The 22,720-nt window shown below is 41.6% G+C and carries 22 protein-coding genes; 14 read left to right on the top strand and 8 right to left on the bottom strand.

All coding sequences use genetic code 11. The annotated features are described in order from the left end of the window. Positions 1-16 precede the first annotated feature (16 nt). Positions 17-553 carry a nitroreductase family protein gene (locus H8S37_RS01860; RefSeq protein ID WP_186874354.1) on the bottom strand — a complete coding sequence of 179 codons (537 nt, stop codon included), beginning with the start codon at positions 551-553 and terminating at the stop codon, positions 17-19. 110 nt (positions 554-663) lie between these two features. Continuing rightward, the gene (locus H8S37_RS01865; RefSeq protein ID WP_186874355.1) at positions 664-1,041 is read right to left on the bottom strand and encodes a putative ABC transporter permease; all 378 of its coding nucleotides are present in this window, start codon (positions 1,039-1,041) and stop codon (positions 664-666) included. Between the two features lie 85 nt (positions 1,042-1,126). Between H8S37_RS01865 and H8S37_RS01870 the strand changes: the two genes are divergently transcribed. From H8S37_RS01870 to H8S37_RS01880, 3 genes are read left to right on the top strand one after another with little or no spacing between them, the layout of a single operon-like run. Further along, positions 1,127-2,257, top strand: coding sequence for a bifunctional chorismate mutase/prephenate dehydratase (locus H8S37_RS01870; protein WP_186874356.1), 1,131 nt, complete (start codon positions 1,127-1,129; stop codon positions 2,255-2,257). 13 nt (positions 2,258-2,270) lie between these two features. Beyond that, positions 2,271-3,575 (top strand): ATP-binding protein, encoded by a 1,305-nt coding sequence (locus H8S37_RS01875; protein ID WP_186874357.1) that lies wholly within the window; start codon positions 2,271-2,273, stop codon positions 3,573-3,575. A gap of 13 nt (positions 3,576-3,588) precedes the next feature. Next, positions 3,589-4,413 carry a DUF6612 family protein gene (locus H8S37_RS01880; RefSeq protein ID WP_186874358.1) on the top strand — a complete coding sequence of 275 codons (825 nt, stop codon included), beginning with the start codon at positions 3,589-3,591 and terminating at the stop codon, positions 4,411-4,413. A gap of 102 nt (positions 4,414-4,515) precedes the next feature. On the opposite strand, the gene H8S37_RS01885 is transcribed toward H8S37_RS01880, so the two are convergent. Beyond that, positions 4,516-6,252, bottom strand: coding sequence for an Rqc2 family fibronectin-binding protein (locus H8S37_RS01885; protein WP_186874359.1), 1,737 nt, complete (start codon positions 6,250-6,252; stop codon positions 4,516-4,518). A 630-nt stretch (positions 6,253-6,882) separates the two neighbouring features. Between H8S37_RS01885 and H8S37_RS01890 the strand changes: the two genes are divergently transcribed. From H8S37_RS01890 to H8S37_RS01925, 8 genes are all read left to right on the top strand, one after another. Continuing rightward, complete coding sequence (locus H8S37_RS01890) at positions 6,883-7,761, top strand: YicC/YloC family endoribonuclease (protein ID WP_186874360.1); 879 nt, start codon at positions 6,883-6,885, stop codon at positions 7,759-7,761. A 35-nt stretch (positions 7,762-7,796) separates the two neighbouring features. Then, the gene (gmk, locus tag H8S37_RS01895) at positions 7,797-8,420 is read left to right on the top strand and encodes a guanylate kinase (RefSeq protein ID WP_186874361.1); all 624 of its coding nucleotides are present in this window, start codon (positions 7,797-7,799) and stop codon (positions 8,418-8,420) included. A 27-nt stretch (positions 8,421-8,447) separates the two neighbouring features. After that, on the top strand, positions 8,448-8,690 hold the full coding sequence (rpoZ, locus tag H8S37_RS01900; protein ID WP_186874362.1) for a DNA-directed RNA polymerase subunit omega: 243 nt from the start codon (positions 8,448-8,450) through the stop codon (positions 8,688-8,690). Positions 8,691-8,749: 59 nt separating this feature from the next. Then, entirely contained in the window at positions 8,750-10,075 is a 1,326-nt protein-coding gene (gene rimO / locus H8S37_RS01905) for a 30S ribosomal protein S12 methylthiotransferase RimO (protein WP_186874363.1), read from the top strand. Beyond that, entirely contained in the window at positions 10,072-10,614 is a 543-nt protein-coding gene (gene pgsA, locus H8S37_RS01910) for a CDP-diacylglycerol--glycerol-3-phosphate 3-phosphatidyltransferase (protein ID WP_186874364.1), read from the top strand. The genes rimO and pgsA overlap by 4 nt, the downstream gene beginning before the upstream one ends. A 1-nt stretch (position 10,615) precedes the next feature. After that, positions 10,616-11,095 (top strand): CinA family protein, encoded by a 480-nt coding sequence (locus H8S37_RS01915; protein ID WP_186874365.1) that lies wholly within the window; start codon positions 10,616-10,618, stop codon positions 11,093-11,095. A gap of 176 nt (positions 11,096-11,271) precedes the next feature. After that, complete coding sequence (locus tag H8S37_RS01920) at positions 11,272-11,964, top strand: iron-sulfur cluster assembly scaffold protein (RefSeq protein ID WP_186874366.1); 693 nt, start codon at positions 11,272-11,274, stop codon at positions 11,962-11,964. Positions 11,965-12,078: 114 nt separating this feature from the next. Next, a complete protein-coding gene (locus H8S37_RS01925) occupies positions 12,079-13,089 on the top strand; it encodes a GGGtGRT protein (protein ID WP_186874367.1) in 1,011 nt (336 codons plus the stop codon). Positions 13,090-13,756: 667 nt separating this feature from the next. On the opposite strand, the gene H8S37_RS01930 is transcribed toward H8S37_RS01925, so the two are convergent. Beyond that, positions 13,757-14,308: a Uma2 family endonuclease gene (locus H8S37_RS01930; protein ID WP_186874368.1), complete on the bottom strand. Its 552-nt coding sequence runs from the start codon at positions 14,306-14,308 to the stop codon at positions 13,757-13,759. Positions 14,309-14,825: 517 nt separating this feature from the next. Here H8S37_RS01930 and H8S37_RS01935 point away from each other — a divergent pair. Continuing rightward, positions 14,826-15,386, top strand: coding sequence for a flavin reductase family protein (locus tag H8S37_RS01935; protein ID WP_186875735.1), 561 nt, complete (start codon positions 14,826-14,828; stop codon positions 15,384-15,386). 32 nt (positions 15,387-15,418) lie between these two features. Here the strand turns inward: H8S37_RS01935 and H8S37_RS01940 are convergent, their stop codons facing one another. From H8S37_RS01940 to H8S37_RS01955, 4 genes are all read right to left on the bottom strand, one after another. Beyond that, complete coding sequence (locus H8S37_RS01940; protein WP_186874369.1) at positions 15,419-16,456, bottom strand: LacI family DNA-binding transcriptional regulator; 1,038 nt, start codon at positions 16,454-16,456, stop codon at positions 15,419-15,421. 158 nt (positions 16,457-16,614) lie between these two features. Beyond that, complete coding sequence (locus tag H8S37_RS01945) at positions 16,615-17,208, bottom strand: hypothetical protein (protein WP_186874370.1); 594 nt, start codon at positions 17,206-17,208, stop codon at positions 16,615-16,617. Positions 17,209-17,232: 24 nt separating this feature from the next. Next, positions 17,233-18,786, bottom strand: coding sequence for a sodium:solute symporter family protein (locus H8S37_RS01950; protein WP_186874371.1), 1,554 nt, complete (start codon positions 18,784-18,786; stop codon positions 17,233-17,235). 36 nt (positions 18,787-18,822) lie between these two features. Further along, positions 18,823-19,032 (bottom strand): hypothetical protein, encoded by a 210-nt coding sequence (locus H8S37_RS01955; protein ID WP_186874372.1) that lies wholly within the window; start codon positions 19,030-19,032, stop codon positions 18,823-18,825. Positions 19,033-19,488: 456 nt separating this feature from the next. Between H8S37_RS01955 and H8S37_RS01960 the strand changes: the two genes are divergently transcribed. Beyond that, the gene (locus tag H8S37_RS01960; RefSeq protein ID WP_186874373.1) at positions 19,489-21,117 is read left to right on the top strand and encodes a class I adenylate-forming enzyme family protein; all 1,629 of its coding nucleotides are present in this window, start codon (positions 19,489-19,491) and stop codon (positions 21,115-21,117) included. Next, complete coding sequence (locus tag H8S37_RS01965; protein WP_186874374.1) at positions 21,118-22,704, top strand: acyl CoA:acetate/3-ketoacid CoA transferase; 1,587 nt, start codon at positions 21,118-21,120, stop codon at positions 22,702-22,704. Positions 22,705-22,720: the final 16 nt, after the last annotated feature.

A 22,720-nucleotide genomic window follows, 5' to 3' on the forward strand; every position in this document is an offset into this window, starting at 1 on the left:
TAAACGGCGTATATTCTTATCTGTATTCCAGTAATTCTTCTACAGCTTTGCGTCGGGGTGCTTCCGGTTCTATCGCCGGATAACCGACTGCGATTAAAGCGGCCAGTTCCTGATCTTCTGGTATGCGAAGAAGATGGGAAATTCCGTCTTCATCAAAAATCCCCATAATAACAGTCCCCAATCCGTGCTCTTTTGCAGCAAGACAGAAAGTCTGTGCGCATATTCCTACGTCAAACATCTGCCAGCGGTCTTCTTTTTTAGTGGAATAAGAACCGTCGCGTTCGAAACCACAGCGTCCCTTTAAAAAGGTCAATGCGATAAGCAAAGGAGCCTGGCTGATAATTTGGGAATTGTAAGGAGGGGTATAATTGTCTGCAATCTGTTTTCGAAGAGAAACATCTTCAATTGCAATATAACGAGTAATTTGGGTATTTTTCCAAGAAGGGGAATAAGAAGCTGCTGAAATAATAGAATCAATAATGGAATGTTCAATTAAATCCGGCTTATATTTACGAATACTTCTTCGGGTTTTGATGCATTGCGTAATATTCATATATGTAACCTCCCTGTCTGCTGGCACAAGGCACAAAAAGCCTGTGCAAAATTTCCTTCCTCTAATGATATACTATCTATAAAGGATTTTCAACCGGAAATTTTTAAGTTTTATGACAGGAATTTTTCAAAAATAAGACCTGCTCCAAACCATAGCGGAGCATAGTCAAAACGAATCACGCCATTTATATTAAAACGTGCATCTGTGTAGTCCCAAGGGCAGGCATGGTGTCTTTTTAAAATACTGCCTGTGATATATTCTCCGGCAAAAATACAACAGGTATAAATACTTCCGCGCAGGAGGGGACTCTTTCCTTTTAAGAGGCGGCAGGCAGGGGTCAGGAGGCAGGCCATGCCATAAATCGGAAACATCCAGATGGAGGTGCGTGCAGTAAGCGTATGCTCTTTGTTTTTTAAGGAATGTAATCCTGTGAACAGGATTTCCATGCACCAGCCGAGGGTGCCGCATAAAATAAATTTGTTCTTCATAGGAAAAAGTATGAGCAGAAAACGTAGATTTTATGCTTGAAATGTATTATAATGTGATTTAGTTTTTGCAAAAGGAGAAGAAAAAATGGCGGCACTTGAAGAATTAAGAAAACAGTTGGATGAAATAGATGATCAGATGGCAAAGCTGTATGAAAAACGGATGGAAGTGTGCAGCAAAGTAGGAGAATACAAGATTCAGTCCGGCCGGAAGGTTTTTGACCGGACTAGAGAAAAAAATAAACTTTTGGATGTAGCGTCTAAGGTATCTGGAGAATTTAATAAAAAAGGAATTCAAGAGCTGTATCAACAGCTCATGTCTATGAGCAGGAAGCTGCAGTATCAGCAGTTGGTAGAGGCGGGGGCTCTTGGAAAGCTGCCGTTTATCCAGGTAGATTCTCTGGAAAAAGAATCGGCCAGAGTGGTGTTTCAAGGTGTGGAAGGCGCCTATGGACAGGCGGCAATGCAGGCATATTTCGGAGAAAATGTAAATAGCTTTCATGTGCGTACATTTCGGGATGCAATGGAGGCGATTGAAGAGGGTGCTGCAGACTATGCGGTGCTGCCAATTGAAAATTCATCAGCGGGCGCGGTCAATGAGATGTATGATCTGCTGGACGAGTTTGAAAATTATATTGTGGCGGAGACGATCATTCCAATTACGAATACACTGTCGGGACTGCCGGGGGCTGATATTTCAGACATCCAGAGAGTCTATTCTAAGGCAGAAGCACTGATGCAGACTTCCCGCTTTCTGGATGAGCAGGCGCACTGGCAGCAGATCAGTGTTGTCAATACAGCCGTTGCGGCAAAGAAAATATTAGAGGATCAGGATAAAACACAGGCGGCTGTGTGCAGCGCTTATGCGGCAAAAGTATACGGGTTGTCTGTCTTGGTAGATGAGATAAACAACGAACCGAATAACTCAACTCGTTTTATTGTGGTGACAAACCAGAAAATATTTTTAAAAGAAGCGGATAAGATTAGCATTTGCTTTGAACTGCCCCATGAAAGCGGCTCCCTTTACAGGATTCTTTCCCATTTTATATACAATGATTTAAGTATGACGAAGATTGAATCTCGTCCGATAGAAGGAAGAAACTGGGAATATCGGTTTTTCGTGGATTTTGAGGGAAATATGGCAGAACCGGCTGTAAAAAATGCAATACGAGGACTTAGAGAAGAAGCCAGGAATTTAAAGATACTTGGAAATTATTAAAAGAGGATATAGAATGAGAATCAATGAACTGATGCTATATAAAAATATGGACTATGGAAAAGTCTTAAAGGATATGGCTTTTTTGATGGAGAATTATGCCAGCGAGTATTACAATCGGGAAGATTTAAGAGCTCTTTTGTTTGAATGTATGAATGAAATTTTGGAGCTTTCCACAAGTCATGGATTTGAAGGAAATCTGTGGCATGCTTATCTTACCTTTCTGCTGGCAAACGATGAGAATGCTTACAGTACATCCTGCGAGATTGTAGGAGAGGTAAAAGGGAGTGTTAATGTAATTGCAGAGCATGACTTTTCCATTTTCAAGGAATTGTTTGACTATGATTTTAAGCCGATGGAAGAGACGCTTAAGGCGCCTTGCTTGTCTGTTTTATTTTCTTATGAGAATGGCAAAAATGCTGGAAAGATTTTTAACCGCCGTATCCGGGACAGGATTTGTGACTTAAGTAAAGCACTTGGAGAAGCTGCATCTATAGAAGCATTTAAGAAAAAAATGACACAATTTTATAAAGAATTCGGCGTAGGAAAGCTGGGGCTTCACAAAGCCTTCCGGGTAGAACACCCCGAAGGGAGCACAGCGCAGATTGTTCCAATTACCAACATTGCTCATGTACATTTGGATGATTTGGTCGGTTATGAGATCGCAAAGAAGAAGCTTAAGGACAATACAGAGGCGTTTGTGGAAGGACGGCGGGCAAATAATTGCCTGCTGTATGGAGATGCAGGTACAGGAAAATCTTCTTCTATTAAGGCGATTTTAAATCAGTACTACGATCAAGGGCTTCGGATGATTGAAGTCTATAAACACCAGTTTAAAGACTTAAATGATGTCATTGCACAGATTAAAAACAGGAATTATAAGTTTATCATTTATATGGATGATCTTTCCTTTGAAGAATTTGAAACGGAATATAAATATCTGAAGGCAGTGATTGAAGGCGGACTGGAGAGAAAGCCCCAAAATGTTCTGATTTATGCAACCTCCAACCGCAGGCACCTTGTGCGGGAGACCTTTAAAGACAAAGCAGACAGGGACGAAGAGCTTCATACCAATGATACGGTGCAGGAAAAGCTGTCTCTGGTGGCAAGATTCGGTGTGACGATTTATTTCGGTTCTCCAGATAAAAAGGAATTTCAGCAGATTGTAAAAGAACTGGCAAAAGTAAACGAAATCTCCATGCCGGAGGAAAAACTTCTTCTGGAGGCAAACAAGTGGGAATTATCTCACGGGGGAATGTCTGGAAGAACGGCCCAGCAGTTTATTGACTATCTGCTTGGCCAAAAATTGCCGGAAGCTTAGAAAAGAGAGTGTTATGGATCAAATAAAAAAGAAAAGGCGCGTTGCTTTGACAGGAAAGTACGTTGCCTTAATCGGTGTATGTCTGGCATGCCTGACAGGGTGCAGCCAGGTGACATCGAAAAAGCTGGTGGACAATGCGGCGAAGAATATGGAGAAGGAAAAGTCCTTTGCCAATACTGTAAAATTAGATTTCCAGGTAGATGCAGTGGTGGACAGTATGGGGGTATCCATGGAGATGGAGATGGAGTCAACCGCCTCCCCGCGGGCAGGGCATGCGGCAGGGACGGCAAAGGTAAATGTAAAAGGGACGGAAGTTGCCAGTGAAATGGAGATTTACCAGGTGACAGAGGGAAACGAGCATGTGACCTACAGCAGTATCTATGATGAGTGGACAAAAGAAACGGCAGGCGCTTCCTCCCAAATCGGAGTGAATGAAAACTTTTTTCAATCTGCCAAGGAACCTATGGAAGCATTCCACTTGTCGAAAGAAACAGTAGAAGTGGAGGGAAAAGAGTGTTATCAGATGTATGGGGATATTCCATGCAAAGAATTGACAGATTTTTTGGGCGAAGAAATGATTTATGCATTTGGACTTTTGGAACTTCCGGAAATGGATACAGTGGAAAATATGAAAATTCCGGTGATTTTTGACGTCTATAAAGAAGAGATGCTTCCGGCGCGAATGATTGTAGATATGAAAGAGGCGGTAGAAAACCTGTATGATTCCTATGGAGAAGGGAAAAATGTAAGCGACTTTACAATAGAGCTTATATTCAGAGACTATGGGAAAGTGCCGCAGATACAGGTGCCGCAGGAGGTAAAAGAAGCGGCGGAATAAAATATATGTACCGTAAAAAGTAAATGGACGGTATTTTCAATTCTGTAATGGAGGCTTAAAATGAGCCGGCAGTGCAGAATTGAAAATACCGTCCGTTGTTTTTTAATCTGCCGGTGTAATCTGGCGGATATCGCTGTCTATAATAAGTGAGTAATTGGTATAGTAGACGACAAATCCTGGTTTGCCGCCCTTAGGCTTTTTGACATGTTTTTTTTCTACGTAATCGATCTCTACTTTTTTGCCGCCGCGCATACTGGAATAGTAGGCGGCAAGCCTGCCTGCCTCCTCGAATGTAGAGTCCGGAAGCTCACGTCCTTCTGATTTGACGATGACGTGAGAACCAGGAGCATCTTTTGTGTGGAACCACCAGTCGTTTCCAACGGCAAAATTAAAGGTGAGTTCGTCATTTTGCAGATTGTTTTTTCCAACATACATATGAAATCCGTCACTGGAAATATAGTGGAGCGGCTGATTTTTAATTTTTATTTTTTTTCTTGTAAACTTCCGGCGCATATATCCGGAACGAATAAGTTCTTCTTTAATCTCTGAGAGATCTTCCTCTGTCAGTGCAATATCCAGTGCAGTTTGAATAGATTCCAGATATAAAATTTCTTCTTTTGTCTCCTGGCTTAAATGGGAAAGTGCCTCAAAGGTGCGCTTTTGCTTGTTGTATTTATCAAAATAACGCTGTGCATTTTCTGCCGGCGTTTTCCCCGCATCTAGAGGAATGGAAACCATTTCGTTTGTATAATAATTTAGAGCTTCCAATTTTTTTGCACCTTCCTCCAGATTGTATCCGTAAGTATGAATCAATTCTCCATATATTTTGTATTTATCACGATTTAGAGTATCCTTTAGTTGTTTGAGCTGCAAGTCATATTTCTTTCGGTTCCGTTCTAATGCAGTTTGAACGATGTGACGCAGATCTGCTGATTTCTGCCGAATACGGGTAAGAGTATTGCGCAGGGAATAATAGGTTTCAAGGACAAGACAGATGGAAGAAAACTCTCTGCGGCTATAGTTTTTAAAATGGGTGAGAGGCAGAGAGGAAAATTCTGTTGGCTCTGCACCGTCGTAGTAGATGGCAGGTGTAAAGTTGTTGTTCTTTATATCAGACAAATAAATATGAAACTGATTGTACAGATGATGCAGTACGTCACCAGAAAGCTCCTTTGCCGGGATTGAAGAATCTATACCGCACAGAAATGTAATTTCTTCTGCCACAGTTGGACTGATGCCTGTAAAACTTGTATAAATTGCCTTTGAAAGAGGCATCGCTTTTTCAGTCAGCAGTGAAAAGAACATTTCTTCTGATACGCAGAAAGGATCTGCTTTTTTCATCGTGTCTGGGATGAAATAGGATCTTCCAGGCAGAACCTCGCGCACAGAGCTCATTTGTGCGGAGACATGTTTAATGCTGTCAATGATGTTTCCTTTGGCATCACAGAAGATAATATTACTGTGCTTTCCCATGATTTCCACAATCAGCTCCTTCTGGCACAGATCTCCCAATTCGTCGAGGTGCTCGATTGTAAAATGCAGGATTCTCTCTAATCCAGGCTGCCATATATTTACGATTCTCCCGCCGTTTATATGTTTGCGCAGGAGCATGCAGAAGTTGGGGGCAGTCATAGGACTGGGTTTATTTTCTTCTGTCAGGTAAATCAAAGGAAGAGAAGCACTGGCCGAGATGTAAAGCCTTTTCTGGCCGGCAGCAGATTTCACAGTCAACAGTAGTTCATCTGGCTCGGGCTGTGCAATTTTTGTAATTCTTCCATTTAATAGTTCTGTTTTTAATTCATAGACGAGATTCGCCACGACAATTCCATCAAAAGCCATAATTATCCTCAATTCATATAGTATTGGGCGAAGCCCGCCTTCCCGAAGGGAGTATATTACGGGATGCCCTTTAGGGTATACCTTATTGGGCGAAGCCCGTCCTCCCGAAGGGAATGTATTACGGGATGCCCTTTAGGGTATACCTTATTGGGCGAAGCCCGTCCTCCCGAAGGGAATGTATTACGGGATGCCCTTTAGGGTATACCTTTTTATAATATACTTACAAATCATACCACAAGCAGCTTATATTTTCATCAAAAAGAAGGAGTTTTTACTTGTTTTTAGCAAGAATGCTGTATTTTGAGGCTATAAGGGATTTCCCAAAGAGTAACAGTTCAGCCCACGCCTTTCGTAAAACCGCACTGCGTGCTTATCGTGGCTGCCGCCGCCGTTTTACTCATTGATGGGCGCTTAAGCTCATACAGATGTACGCTCGCAAAAACATGCAGGCATGTTTTATGCTTCCCGCACACTGTATGGCTGAACTGTTACTCCAAAGACATAAAAAAGACTGTTTGAAGGTTGACCTCATACTATTGTAGGGGGTATAATAGCGTAGGTGTACAAAGGAGAAATATCTGCCTTTTGTACTGGCTCCAATTTTAATTATAAAAACAGGGGATACATAATATGATAAAAAGCATGACTGGCTATGGAAGATGTGAGATACAAAAAGACTCCAGAAAATATACGGTGGAACTAAAAAGTGTGAATCACCGCTATCTGGACGTCAATATCCGTATGCCAAAGAAACTGAATTTTTTTGAAACAGCAATCCGAAATCTGCTGAAACAGTATGCAAACCGCGGAAAGGTGGATATATTCATCACCTATGAGAATTTATCTGAAGGAGAAGGGGTTTTAAAGTATAATGCGTCTCTTGCAGGTGAATACTTGAAGTACTTAAAGCAGATGGAGGAAGAATTTTCTTTAGAAAATGATGTCAAGGTGTCCGCTTTGTCCCGTTATCCAGAGATACTTACGTTAGAGGAACAGTGTGAGGATGAAGAAGAACTTTGGCTGGGATTAAAGGATGCGCTTACCGGAGCATTCCAGCAGTTTGTGGAGACACGTACTGCGGAAGGAAGACATTTAAAAGAAGACATTCTTGAAAAATTAACGGGAATGGAGAAGCTGATTGCATCAGTGGAGGAGCGTTCGCCTCAGATTATGGCAGAATACAGAGAAAAACTGGAGACTAAGGTAAAGGAACTACTTTGCGATACGCAGATAGAAGAAAGCCGGATTGCAGCAGAGGTAATTTTATTTGCAGATAAAATCTGTACAGATGAGGAAGTGGTGAGGCTAAAAAGCCATGTCTTGAATATGCGAAAGACTTTAGAGGAAAAAGAAGGGGTCGGCAGGAAGCTGGATTTTATTGCTCAGGAGATGAACCGAGAGGCAAATACCATTCTTTCGAAAGCGAATGATTTGGAAGTATCTAATTATGCGATCGGGCTAAAGACAGAGATCGAAAAAATCAGAGAACAGATACAAAATATAGAATAAAAAGATAACGAAGTATAAAAAAGTTGGAGAAAGATATGAGAAAAAGAGGGATTCTGATTGTTGTTTCTGGATTTTCCGGTGCCGGAAAAGGAACACTGATGAAAGAGCTGCTTTCTAAGTATGAAGAAACGTATGCATTGTCTGTCTCTGCTACTACAAGAAGCCCAAGAGAAGGGGAACGGGAGGGCAGAGAATATTTTTTCAAGACAAAAGACGAATTTGAAAAAATGATTGCGAAAGAGGAATTGATCGAGTATGCTAGATATGTGGAAAATTATTACGGGACACCGAAAGCATATGTAGAAAAAATGCTCGATTCCGGAAAAGATGTGATTCTGGAAATTGAAATTCAGGGCGCATTGAAGGTAAAAAAGAAGTTTCCGGATACGTTGCTTTTGTTCGTCACGCCGCCGTCGATTGCAGAACTGAAAAAGCGTCTGGTGGGGAGAGGAACGGAGACAATGGAAATGATCGAGTCCCGTATGAAGCGGGCTGCCCAGGAAGCGGAAGGCATGGAGCTCTACGATTATCTGATTGTCAATGATGATCTGAAAGCCTGCGTGGAAGAAATGCATGCCATTATCCAGGGAGAACATCTGCGCAGCAGCCGCAACAGTGAATTTATACAGGAAATAAAAGAAGAATTAAGAAAAATTTGAAAAAGGGATCAGAAAGGAGAAAGGATTATGCTGCACCCATCTTATACAGATTTAATGAAAGTGGTAAATAAGGATGTTGAAGAGGGAGAGACAAAGATCGTAAACAGCCGGTATTCGATTGTTCTTGCTACATCCAAGCGGGCGAGACAGCTCATAGATGGAGAACCATCTCTCGTTCATACAAAAAACGGAGAGAAGCCGCTTTCCATTGCAATCGAAGAACTGAATGAAGGAAAGTTAAAGATTATCGCTGAAAATGCAGAAGAATAAAAAGAAAGGACAGATGCGCATGTGTGGTATCTGTCCTTTCCACTGTAAAGGAGACGAGGATGAAGGTATTGTTTATCTCTCTTGGATGTGATAAGAATCTGGTGGATACAGAAGTGATGCTGGGACTTTTAGATTCGAAAGGATACCAGATGACAGATGATGAGGCAGAGGCGGACGTAATTGTGATCAACACCTGCTGCTTTATCCATGATGCGAAGGAAGAAAGTATCCAGAATATCCTAGAGATGGCAGAATATAAAAAGAACGGAAAAGTAAAAGCACTGATTGTGACAGGCTGTCTCGCACAGAGATACCGTGAGGAGATTTTACAGGAGATACCGGAGGTGGATATTGTTCTGGGCGTGACTGCATATGATAAAATATTGGAAGCAGTGGACGAAGCACTGAAAGGCAAAAGTGAGGTGATACTCAAGGACAAGGATATGCTTCCGCTCGTGGATACAAAGCGGCTTGTCACTACGGGAGGACATTTTGCCTATCTGAAAATTGCGGAAGGGTGTGATAAATGCTGTACATACTGCATTATTCCCAAAATACGGGGGAATTTTAGAAGTGTTCCCCTGGAACGACTTTTAAAGGAAGCAGAAGAACTTGCAAAGCAGGGAGTCAAAGAGTTGATTTTAGTAGCGCAGGAGACGACGCTATACGGAACAGATTTATATGGAAAGAAAACACTGCCTATTCTATTGAAAGAATTATGCAAAATTGCGGGACTTAGATGGATACGACTGCTATACTGCTATCCGGAGGAGATCACAGAGGAGCTTATCCAGGTGATGAAGGAAGAAAAGAAGATCTGCCACTATTTGGATTTGCCGATCCAGCACGCAAGTGATGCGGTTTTAAAACGGATGGGAAGAAGAACCACAAAGGCGGAAATAAAAGAAATGATTGCAAAGCTGCGGAAAGAAATTCCGGACATCTGCCTGCGGACCACTTTGATTACAGGATTTCCCGGAGAGACAAAAAAGCAGCATGAAGAATTGCTGCAATTTATAGATGAAATGGAATTTGACCGTTTGGGTGTATTTACATATTCCGCGGAAGAGGATACCCCCGCAGCCGGCATGCCGGATCAGATTCCAGAGGAGGTAAAAGAGGAGCGACAGGCGGAGCTGATGGAGCTTCAGCAGGAAATTGCATTCGACAATGCAGATGCGATGGTTGGAAAAGAAGTATTGGTGATGGTAGAAGGAAAGGTTGCAGATGAGAATGCCTATGTAGGACGCACTTATCGGGATGCACCAAATGTGGACGGGCTGATATTCATCAATACAGAAGAGGTGCTTGTATCCGGAGACTTCGCTAAGGTGAAGGTAACAGGCGCCATAGATTATGATTTGATAGGAGGATTAGTAGAATGAATCTGCCAAATAAACTGACAGTTTTAAGAGTAATAATGGTTCCTTTTTTTGTATTTTTTATGCTTACAGATGTAGGAGGAGCAGCAAATAAGTGGATTGCCCTTGCACTTTTCGTGATTGCCAGCCTGACAGATATGCTGGATGGGAAGATAGCAAGAAAATACAATCTAGTGACAAATTTTGGGAAATTTATGGATCCGCTTGCAGATAAGCTGCTCGTATGCTCAGCTATGATTTGTTTGATTCCGCAGAAAAAGCTTTCTGCTGGAATTGTGATTGTGATTATTGCAAGAGAATTTATTATCAGTGGCTTCAGGCTGGTGGCATCCGACAATGGAATTGTGATTGCTGCAAGCTATTGGGGAAAATTTAAGACCGTATTCCAGATGGCAATGATCATTGTTTTAATTGCAGATTTTGGAGGTGTATTTGATGTAATTGGAGAGATTCTCATCTGGATTGCGCTCGCGCTTACGCTCATTTCACTGTTTGACTATATTATGAAAAATAAGCAGGTGCTGACACAAGGAGGCATGTAAAATGGAATTAGAAGAAAAAGTGGTTGAAGCGCTTTTTAGACGTCATATGACAGTTACTACGGCAGAATCTTGCACAGGAGGGCTCATTGCAGGAACGCTTGTCAATGCGGCAGGAGCATCAAAGGTACTGTGTGAAGGATACATTACGTATTCTAATGAAGCAAAAGAACGCTTGGTGGGCGTGCAGCGTGAGACGTTGGAGAACTATGGTGCCGTTAGTGCACAGACTGCAAAAGAGATGGCTCTTGGAGCAGCGAAAGCGGCAGGAGCAGAGGCGGCGTTGAGTGCGACGGGAATTGCCGGACCAGGTGGGGGAACAAAAGAGAAGCCGGTGGGACTTGTTTATATCGGCTGTTTCGTGGACGGCAATGTGACAGTGAAGGAATGTCACCTTGATGGAAGCCGGATGGAGAACCGGCTGATGACTGTACAGACGGCGCTTGAGATGCTGCTTGAAATGTTAGAGGAAAGACCGAATTAGCGTGGAAACTTGTACAAAGTACCGATTGACGAATGTCGAAAATTGTGCGAAAATACCTGTATATGGTGCAGGGCTGACCTTTCGCGGCAGGTGGCGTGAGGTCGTCCGTTTTTGTGCGGAAAAAGGCAACGTGCCGTATAGGAAGAAAATTATAGATATTTGAAAGGAGTTTTAACATGATTTATTCACATGAAGTAGAAATGATGTGTCCGGTGGCTCAGGGTGCTAATCACGGACCAGCTCCGATTCCGGAAGAAGCAAAATGGGTGCAGGCAAAAGAGATCAAGGATATTTCCGGTTTGACACACGGTGTAGGCTGGTGTGCTCCGCAGCAGGGAACATGTAAGCTGACGCTGAACGTGAAAGATGGAATTATTCAGGAAGCGCTGGTTGAGACAATCGGATGTTCTGGAATGACTCATTCTGCAGCTATGGCATCTGAGATCCTTCCGGGAAAAACAATTTTAGAGGCATTAAACACAGACTTAGTTTGTGATGCAATCAATACAGCGATGAGAGAATTGTTCTTACAGATTGTATACGGAAGAACACAGAGCGCTTTCTCAGAAGACGGACTTCCGATCGGTGCAGGATTAGAAGACCTTGGAAAAGGACTGCGTTCTCAGGTAGGAACGATGTATGGAACATTGGCAAAAGGTCCTCGTTATCTGGAAATGGCAGAGGGTTATGTAACAGGTATTGCTCTGGATGAAAATGATGAGATCATAGGATACCAGTTCGTAAGCCTTGGAAAATTCACTGACTTTATCAAGGCAGGCGATACACCAAATGATGCTTGGGAAAAGGCAAAAGGACAGTATGGCCGTGTAGCTGATGCAGTGAAAATTATCGATCCACGTAAAGAATAGTCAAAAAGGCGGGCAGAAAATGCAGAAGTGAACTACACCGGCAGGAACAAAGTTCATTTTGCATCCGCGGCAAATGGATACAGATAACATTAGAATAATCAGGAGGACAAGTAAATGGCTTTATTTGAATCATATGAAAGAAGAATTGATAAAATCAATGAAGTATTAAATAGCTATGGCATTGCTTCTCTGGAAGAAGCAGAGAAGATTACAAAAGATGCCGGACTGGATGTTTATAATCAGATTAAGGGAATCCAGCCAATCTGTTTTGAAAATGCATGCTGGGCATATATCACTGGCGCTGCAATCGCGATCAAAAAAGGGTGTACAAGAGCAGCAGACGCGGCAGCGGCAATCGGAGAAGGACTGCAGGCATTCTGTATTCCAGGTTCGGTTGCAGATCAGAGAAAAGTAGGCTTAGGACATGGAAACCTTGGCAAAATGCTTCTGGAGGAGGAGACAGACTGCTTCGCATTCCTTGCAGGGCATGAATCTTTCGCAGCGGCAGAGGGCGCTATCGGTATTGCAGAGAAAGCAAACAAAGTCCGCAAAAAACCACTGCGTGTTATCTTAAACGGTCTTGGAAAAGACGCAGCAAAGATCATTTCCAGAATCAATGGATTTACATATGTACAGACAGAGTATGACTACTATACAGGAGAATTGAAGGAAGTATCCAGAACTGCTTATTCAGACGGACTTCGTTCAAAAGTAAACTGTTATGGGGCAAATGATGTACGTGAAGGTGTCGCAATCATGTGGAAGGAAGGCGTTGACGTTTCTATCACAGGAAACTCTACAAACCCGACACGTTTCCAGCACCCAGTTGCGGGAACATATAAGAAAGAATGTGTAGAGGCAGGAAAGAAATATTTCTCTGTAGCTTCCGGCGGCGGTACAGGACGTACTCTTCACCCAGATAATATGGCGGCAGGGCCGGCTTCCTATGGAATGACAGATACCCTGGGACGTATGCACTCTGACGCACAGTTTGCAGGATCTTCTTCTGTACCGGCCCACGTAGAGATGATGGGACTTATCGGTGCAGGAAACAATCCAATGGTCGGAATGACAGTAGCGGTTGCTGTAAGCATTGAGGAAGCAGCTAAGGCTGGCAAATTCTAAGAAACAGCGTAAAATAAAGATTTTTAAGAGCAGCAAGGAGTGGTTTAATGTATGAAAATACAGACCACTCCTACATTATTCCTACATTATTTCTACAGGCGGATTCCTACAGGATAAAACACGAATTACATTCTATTTTATTTTTTCTATTTCTGTTCTCAGTCGGTCGGGGTCACGTTTTGTGTACACCCGTTCTGTAATATCTGCAATGGAATGTCCGACCATGTATTTAATAGCATATTCATCTTTTACAAGGCAGACGATTGGGGCGTACTGGAGTACGACGATTAAGGATAACACCGCAAATCGCGAAAATATCATGGATTTAGGTGTGTGTTCTTGTAAAGAGAGGGGAATCAAAGGAGTAATAGATGGATTCATAAAAGTGATACTCTGGGGTATGAGGATTATCCCTGTGAAATGACAATGCTTCGATGGAAAGCTTCGCGAAATTTACACGTTCTATTACGGAGGTTGATCTGATGGCAGGCATTTACATATCCAAGGAGTAGCGATTCTTCGATGGCATGTCTATATCAAGTCTAATGCATATCTATAAGAGTTCTGACATGGTCTCTTTCTTTTTTAATTATCGGGAGAAAGTACAAGAAAATACCCGGAAAGAAATATCCTCTCCGGGATAGAAAATGAATGATATTTAGAAAACTTACAGATCTAGCTCCGAAAAGTTAATGGTTAAGTCCTCGTAAATATTTGCTTTGATACTGTCGTGGAAAGAATGGGCTTCAGCATTAAAATGCCCCTGTTCAAGATAGTAAACGAATATACTTTTTTTTGCAGGATCTACGATCCAGTATTCTCTTACTCCGGCTTCCGCATATAAGTTCAGTTTCAAAACGTAATCATGGCTGGAATTACCAGGAGAGACGATCTCAATAATCCAATCGGGGGCACCAGTACAGCCGCGGTCTGTGAGCTTGTTGCGGTCGCATATTATACTTATATCCGGTTCGACTATGGTTTTTCTATCTTCCCACAATTTGACGGCGAATGGGGCAGGATAGATGCGACAGGAACCGCCTTTTGATTTAATGTAATTATTGATGACTGTGTGTAATTCGCCGAGTATAGTTTGGTGAATTCTTGACGGGGCGGCTTGATTATAGATTAGATTCCCTTCAATCAGTTCTGCTCGGATATTTTCAGGCAGATTGTAATAATCATCCTCTGTATAAATTTTAACATGTGCTAATGACATGGATCAGACCTCCTTTGAGCTTTTCATTTTCAATTTGAGTATAGCATAATTAAAAGGCAATTGAAATAAAGAAGTAAAAATATTGTCAGAGGTATTGTCTGCGTGATGCTTGCCAGTCTATGAGGAAATGCAGGTAGCACTAGAAGAAGCTGGAAAACAAGATTAAGTAAAAATGCTGTGAAAAGGTAACATACAGGTAACAAAAAGGCCGTATGTGCCCGTGTTTACAGAGGCTCCTGTTTCCACCTAGAAAGCGACAAAAGAAGGCAAATTCTAAGAAACTTCTGTTTATTTATAATAATCAAGAAAAACTATTTTCAAGAATATTGCTTTTAAGAATCGTATATGCTACAATGCCAATAGGCAAAATGAAGTGAGTAATCCATGGAACTTGACTACAGCAAAGACCCCGGTGGTGCACCACTGGGGTCTTTTTACTGTGGCTCTATCGGGCGGAGGAATATATGGGAGGCTTGCCTGGCAGGAAGAATATGAACAGGGAAAGGAAGGAAGAAAAATGAGAAAAAATTTTGGAGCAAAACCGTTTACGTATCCACAACCGGTTTTGATTATTGCTACTTATGGGGAAGACGGAACACCGGACGCTATGAATGCGGCGTGGGGAGGAATCAGCGAGTCTAATCAGATTTCCATGTGCTTAAGTGCGGGACATAAAACTGTGAAAAATATTCTGGCGCGTAAGGCGTTTACTGTTAGTATGGCAGATGAAGCGCATGTTGTGGAGGCGGATTATGTGGGAATCGTTTCAGGAAATAAAGTGCCAGATAAACTAGAAAAGGCAGGACTTCACACTTTTCCAAGTGAATTCGTTGACGCGCCCTTGATAGAGGAATTCCCTATGGCGCTGGAGTGCAGGCTTATTAGCTACGATACAGAATATGAACGTGTAGTGGGAGAGATTGTAAATGTAAATGCGGATGAAAAAATATTGGATGAAAACGGAAAAATAGATCCGGCAAAATTAAAGCCAATTACATTTGATCCTGTAAATTATACGTATCTGGCATTGGGGGAGAAAGTTGGGAATGCATTTAAAGATGGGAATTTGCTGAAATAGTTACAAATTATGAAAAACGCTGAATCTTAATTTCAAGATTCAGCGTTTTTGTATGCACGCGTAGTGTTTCGTTCGATTAAAGTGGGTTCTATGATAATCTTTCTGGGCTCTTTCGATGGTTCCTCTAGTAGATCGATCATAACTTTAGAAGCTTCTGACGATATTTTCTCTACGTGCTGGCTGACGGTAGTAAGCTGTATCCGGTGCAGCCCGGAATAAACGATATTATCAAAACTTACGAGGGATACGTCATCTGGTATTCGTATCCCGTGTTCTTCGCAGTAATCCATGAAACCAAGGGCAAGTAAGTCATTGGACAAAAGAAAAGCAGAAGGAAAATCAGGAGAAGGGGACAGGGAAAAAATCTTTTTCGCAGCCTCATATCCTGTTTCCATCTTCCAGTTCAGATCAAAGAGACAATATTGTTCATTATATGAAAGGCAATAATTTTTGAGCGCCTGACGGTAACCTAAAAAACGCTGGTAAGAAGCAGTGGAGCTTTTATGATGTCCGGACATAAAGCTGATTTTCTTATGACCGAGATTGATTAGATGTCGGGCTGCTATATAACCCGCCTGAAAGTTATCTGTGACGACAAAGGAACCGTTGTAATGTTCAGTGATACGGTTGACAAGCAGAATAGGAAGCTCCAGTTTATTGATATATTTATCAGCCTCTTTGCTGTTGACAGTCACAAGAATGATTCCACAGTAATGATACTGTTTGGCAAATTGAATAAACTCTATCTCCTTGCGGTAATCATATTCACTGTTAAAAGTTGTGACAATATAGCCGTGTGTGTCCAAATTTTTTTGAATTCCAAAAGCGAGATCTGCATAAAATGGATTTCGTATATCACCGAGGATCAATGCTACCATATTGCTTTTGCCACGGCTTAAGCTCTGGGCGATTGTATTGGGACGGTAACCAATCTCATCTACAAAATTAAGAATTTTTTCTCTTACAGAGTCACTGACTCCAGGGGCATTATTGATAGCACGTGATACTGTCGAAGGAGAAACCTTAAGCATTTTAGCAACTTCAGCTATTGTATAAGAATGTTTATCCATAAATTTTATCCCCTTATCCTGATATTGTTTCTGAATATTAATTAATATAATTAGTATAGCATTTTTCAGGAAAAAAGAAAATAAGAAGACATCTCTCTTTTATAAGTTAATACTCTGGCAGGAGAGATGTCCTCTTAAAAAATGCTGTATATATTTCTTTAGTGACAGGTCAAAGAAAATAATATCTTTTTATACATTTCCTCCTTTTGCTTAAAGTCCTCCGGCGTAGAAGCTATACTTGCAATGACCAGGCGTTTGGTTACATCACAGTAAGTAGTGAGTTGTAGTGACAATATTGTTTCTTCTTTTCCGAAAGAACGGTAAACAGAATGGTTAGCCCGAATAGAAGAGTGCATAAGGTAAGCTTTATGCGGCAATCCATCTACTGGCTCTATAGAAACGATCTCAAAACGGTCTTTTCTATTTTTCTTTTGCTTCCTCTTATACTGCACTTGAATTTCCTGCATATACTCATCGATTGTTGTCTCTTTTTTTAGCTTTGCCCATCTCAACGACAGAGAAGCCTGGTCAGGGCTGTGCTTATCAGCAGAACGATCGATCTTAGCGAAACCATCGTGAAATGCAAAAGACTTACTAGGGTTTACATATATCTGCCACGTATCCGGATGAAGGATACTTACTCCATAAACTTGAAACGGAATCAAATGATACTCTTCAGATACGATTTTCTGTAAGTGGTTAGGCTGATGAAAATCTTGTTCTGCAAGATTCCCTCTGTTAAAACGAAACATATACAACATCCTTTCTGCACAAAATTATTTATTGTTTACAGCGGCGATAGTAGCATCTGTCAGAGAAGAAAGCTCTGCGCCGGAGTAAATGATAGAATCAATTCTTGTATGATATTTAGAAATTACATCCTCAGGAACCTTGGTAAACAGACTGATGACAACAAGCAAAATAGTATTTGCTACCAATGCCCAGATAAGCGCTGAAAAACCAAGAGGAGGAGTTACAAAGAATGTAAAGACAGTTGCAACTATAAGCCCTCCGACAGTACCTGCAATCGCACCCTCTTTAGAAGCTTTCTTCCAGAATAAACCTGCCATTGTAGCGGGAAGTATCTGTGCAAAGAATGGGGAAGAAAGTTTATATGCATAGTCGGTAATGGAAGCCGGACGGATTGCTACGATAACCAGTGTGATTACCATAAGAATCAAAAGAACAACACGTCCAAATTTTACGACTTGTTTTGGGTTAGATGTCTTTCCTTTCAGCTCATATACGTGATGCAGGTAGATATCTCTGGAGGCCATCGCGCTTGCGGAAAGCAAAAGGGAATCAGCCGTAGAAACACCAAATGCAAACAGACACAACAGAGAGATAAATGCGATAAACGGTGGAGCGTACTGTGTAGATAATACGGCAACAATGTTGTCAGGCTGCGAAAAACCAGGTCCTAAAATTGCAGGAGCAATGATGGCACCAATTAATACGATAGGAGTATAAACCAGTACATAGGAAATTGGCATAGCCCAGGACATCTGACGGAAATTTTCTTTACTGGAAGCAACGAAAGTTCTCATGAAAATATGAGGCCATACAACCGTTGCGATAGCTCCGGTAAGAGCGTTTCCTACTATTCCACGCCAGTCAAAAGCTCCATTTGGACCAGGAGTGGAAAGAATGCTGAAAGTTCCATTCTGTCTCATGATATCTACGGCTTCGGCAAAGCCTCCATTTGGAAAATAGTGCATTGTCAAATAGACAATTAATGTGATCAGGGTACCGAATCCCAAGCACATATGGAAAGTATCCATCCAGGCAACGGATCCCATACCTCCGCCGACAATATGTAAAGATACGACGATCGTTCCAACTGCAACAGCGATCACGTAAGGAACTAGTCCATCTGTTGTAACGACAACGGCATCCCCAATAGCAATGAGCTGCATGGCAACATAGGGGACAATGAAAAGTACCAGGACAATAGAGACGAGCAGGCCATATCCTTCGGAATAATATCTGGAACGCAGATAATCCACTGGTGTCGTAAAGCCGTACTCTTTTCCTAAAAGCCATAATCTGTATCCAAGAGCTACGAACATCAGGCCGGCTATCATACCTCCGGTGTTAGAATAGAAACCGATACCGTCTTTGTAAATACCGGCAGGAGCACCGTAAAATGCAAGGGCACTGAATACAGAAATAGATGTAGTACACAGTAGAACAAAAGGATTTAATCCTCGGTCAGCAGTGAAAAATTTTTCAGAAGATTCACTGGTAGATTTAAAGGAACGAAAGCCATGCCATACAATAAAGACAGCATAGGCTAAAATTCCTAAACTAATAAGAATAGCTGGGTTCATAAATATCCTCCTTATTATCTCATTCGCTTAAAATTTTTATTTTACATGTTCCTGGGTATTGAAAAAAGCGTTGTAGTAAAGACCCCAGACGATTGCAGCAGGTACAGGTAAAAATAAAAGTATACATAACTGCAAAGGCAGCCAACCAAAAAGAATCGGGTTGGGCAATAACGTGACTAATATGTAATCAATAAAGAAATAGATAATATTAAAGATTACAAATGCTATTTTTACACCTTTTTTCATAGACCTTTTCTCCTTTCTGAAATAGTAATATGGTGATATATAAAGAAAGCGATAACTAAATCAGAGAGGAGATTAACGAAATCGCTTTCTTTAAGATATGAATAGATAATATCATGGGGGGGGGGTAAAAAACAAGAGAAAATACAAAAAAAGAGTGCATATTGTATATAATATACAAAAATAGTAAATAAAATATGTAAATAATACATAAAACAAAAAGAAAGGGTGTGGAAAAGTGAAATATACAGAATAACTAAAAAAATACTATGAGATATAGAAGAAATGTGCATTGACTTGCGGAAATGTGTTTGATATGATGAAAAACAAAGAAACCGATTGCGTAAAGGTTGATTTTGAAAATGTATACTATAAAGGGCACCCTGTAATACATTCCTTTCGGGAAAGGGATTCGTCCGACAACGACAAGATATGGGATATGCAAAGGGAGGAAGCAGAGTGATAGATGGAAATTCTATGTGGGCTAACGAAATGATCCGGGATATGATCCAGAAAAGTGTTTCGCTAGAAAAGGTAATCTACACTTTTCCGGAATTACCTGTAAATTTGTATGAATCGCTGAGAAGATCAGCTTCACAGCACGCAGAAAAAACACTGCTGTATGATGACAGAAAAAAGAAATACAGTTATCGGGAATTTCTGGAGAAGGTGGATGAGCTTGCGGCTTTTTTGTACTGTGTAAAATCTGTCAGACAAGGAACACATGTGGGACTGCTTATGTATAACTGTGTTGAATTTTGTGTTGCTTTTTTAGCACTGTCAAAACTGGGGGCGGTTACAGTTCCTTTACCGAGCAAATTTAAAAAGGCGGAGGTGCTGCCTTTGATAGAACGCGCGGATATAAAGGTTTTGATCTGCGATGATGACTATACAGGATGGTTCAAAGAAGGGTTTGAAGAAAAAACTGTGCTGGCTGTGACAGACGTGGGGGAACGATATGGGTTTGAAACGGTATTCCAGGGATGGGAAAACCGTGATATGGATATAGAAGAAACAGAGAGAAACAAAAGGGGAAAGACTGAGGACACGGCGATCATTATGTTTACATCGGGTACAACTTCCCGGAGTAAGGGGGTAGTGCTTAAAAATTATAATGTAATGCATGCCGTAGAAGTATATAGAAGAACGCTTGGTGTTGCGGATAATGATATTTCTGTAATTGCAACCCCGATTTATCATATTACGGGTCTCGTTGCTCTATTGGGCTTATTCGTTCATGTGGGTGGAACCTTGCATATTCATAAATTTTTTGATGCAAAGAGAGTGATAGAGGATGCGGTAAAATATGGATTTACTTTTCTTCATGCTTCTCCAACTGTTTTTAATTTACTTATACAAGAGGGAGAAAATGAAGAAGAAATTCCGACTTTGAGATCGTTTGCGTGTGGAAGCAGCAATATGACGAAGGAGAAGCTGCTGCGGTTACATAATTGGCTTCCACATTCAAAATTCCATACAGTTTATGGGCTCACAGAAACGACTTCACCTGCGACGGTGTTCCCGGATGATGCGGCTAGCAGCATATATATTGGTTCGTCTGGTCTGCCTGTCCCAGGAACAAAATTCAAAATTGTTGATGAGGAGCGAAAAGAAGTTCCGAGGGGAGAGGTAGGAGAGATTGCTGTAAATGGGAGCGTCGTTTTAGACTGCTATTATAATCAGGAGTCGGACAGTCTGGCAGACGGTTGGTTGTATACAGGAGATGTAGGATACTTTAATGAAAAAGGATATTTATATGTAGTAGACCGGAAGAAAAATATGATTAACCGGGGCGGTGAAAAAATCTGGTGTTATGATGTGGAAAATGAGATTGCTGCAATAGAAGGTGTGCAGGATAATGCGGTGGTCGGCATACCGGATGAATTATATGGAGAAGTCGCAGCGGCGCTGATACAGCCTGCTGTAGGATATACTCTGACAGAAGAAAAAATCAAAAGGTATTTGAAGACACGTATGGCAAAATATAAAATACCTGTGAAAATCAAGATGGTGGAGGAGATACCACAGACACCAAATGGAAAAACGGATAAAGTGGCAATTAAAAAAATATTGATGGAGGAAAACTAAATGTTAAAAGCAAACTTTATTACAGCAAAAGAGGCGGCAGGGTACATACAGGATAATATGACGGTGTGCCCGATTGGAATGACGCTTGTCAGTGCCAGTGAAGCGGTATTAAAAGAAATTGAAGCTTCCTATCTTGAAACGGGACATCCGGCAAACCTTACCTTGCTGCATTCCTGCGGACAGAGCGACCGGAAGGATGGAATACAGCATTTTGCCCATGAAGGGCTCGTGACGCGAATTATAGGTTCCCATTGGGGCCTGCAGCCTCGATGGATGGAGATGATCGCGAACAACAAGGTAGAAGCGTACTGTCTGCCCCAGGGACAGATCGCGCAATTATACAGAAGTATGGCATGTGGACTGCCGGGGAAGATGTCGAAGGTGGGATTGGGAACGTTCGTAGATCCCCGATATGAAGGTGGAAAAATGAATGAGCGTACAAAGGCGTTGGACGACATTGTAGAGATTATGGAATACCACGAAGAGGAATATATGTTTTATAAACAGATTCCAATTGACATCTGCCTGATACGAGGAACAGAATGTGACGAAATGGGGAATCTCACGACAGAGGAAGAAGCGATGAAACTAGAAGTTCTGGCAGGGGTTCTGGCGGCAAAAAGATTTGGCGGCAAGGTGATTGCACAGGTAAAAAGAGTCGTGCAGACAGGGACTTTGAATCCTAAAGCGGTAACGGTACCTGGAGTGTTCATTGACGGGATTGTTGTGTGCGAAAATCCAGATGTAGACCACAGACAGACCTCTTCATGGATTTTTGATCCTTCTTATTCCGGACAGGCAAGAGTGCCGCAGAATGCTATAGAGCCACTTCCAATGAGTGTAAGAAAATTTATAGGCAGAAGGGCGATAGAAGAAGTATATCCGGGTTGTGTTGTAAATTTAGGAACAGGGATTCCAAATGATGTGATTGGAAATATCAGCAATGAGGAAGGAATCAATGACGATATTATGATCACTGTAGAGTCAGGCATATACGGAGGTGTGCAGGCTGGGGGAATCGACTTTGGAATCGGACAGAATTTGTATGCCATGATAGGACACCATGAACAGATGGATTATTATAATGGCGCGGGTGTGGATGTAACGTTTATGGGCTTTGGTGAATTAGATGGGCAGGGAAATGTAAATGCGACGAAGATGGGGCCAAGGTGTACGGGCTGCGGCGGTTTCATTGATATTACCCAGAATGCCAAGAAGGTTGTATTTTGCGGGACATTTACAGCAAGCGGGTGTGAATTTCGGTTTGATGACCATAAACTAACGATTGTAAAGGAAGGAAAAATACGAAAAATGGTATCCCAGGTAGCGCAATATTCTTTTAATGGAAAGCTGTCCAGAGAGAAGAAGCAAGAGGTATTCATTGTGACAGAACGCGCTGTGTTTAAGCTGGTGGAAGAAGGTGTTATGCTTATCGAAATTGCACCGGGGATTGATTTGGAAACACAGGTGCTCGCTTTGATGGACTTTACACCGATTATAGCCAAGGATTTAAAACTAATGGATGAAGATCTGTTTTCTGACGGGCCGGTTGGAATGAAAGATAGGATTTTAGCTAAATCAAAGTAAAAATAAAAAATGGAGG

It is taken from the genome of Mediterraneibacter hominis (assembly GCF_014287475.1).
Taxonomy (GTDB): domain Bacteria; phylum Bacillota; class Clostridia; order Lachnospirales; family Lachnospiraceae; genus Mediterraneibacter; species Mediterraneibacter hominis.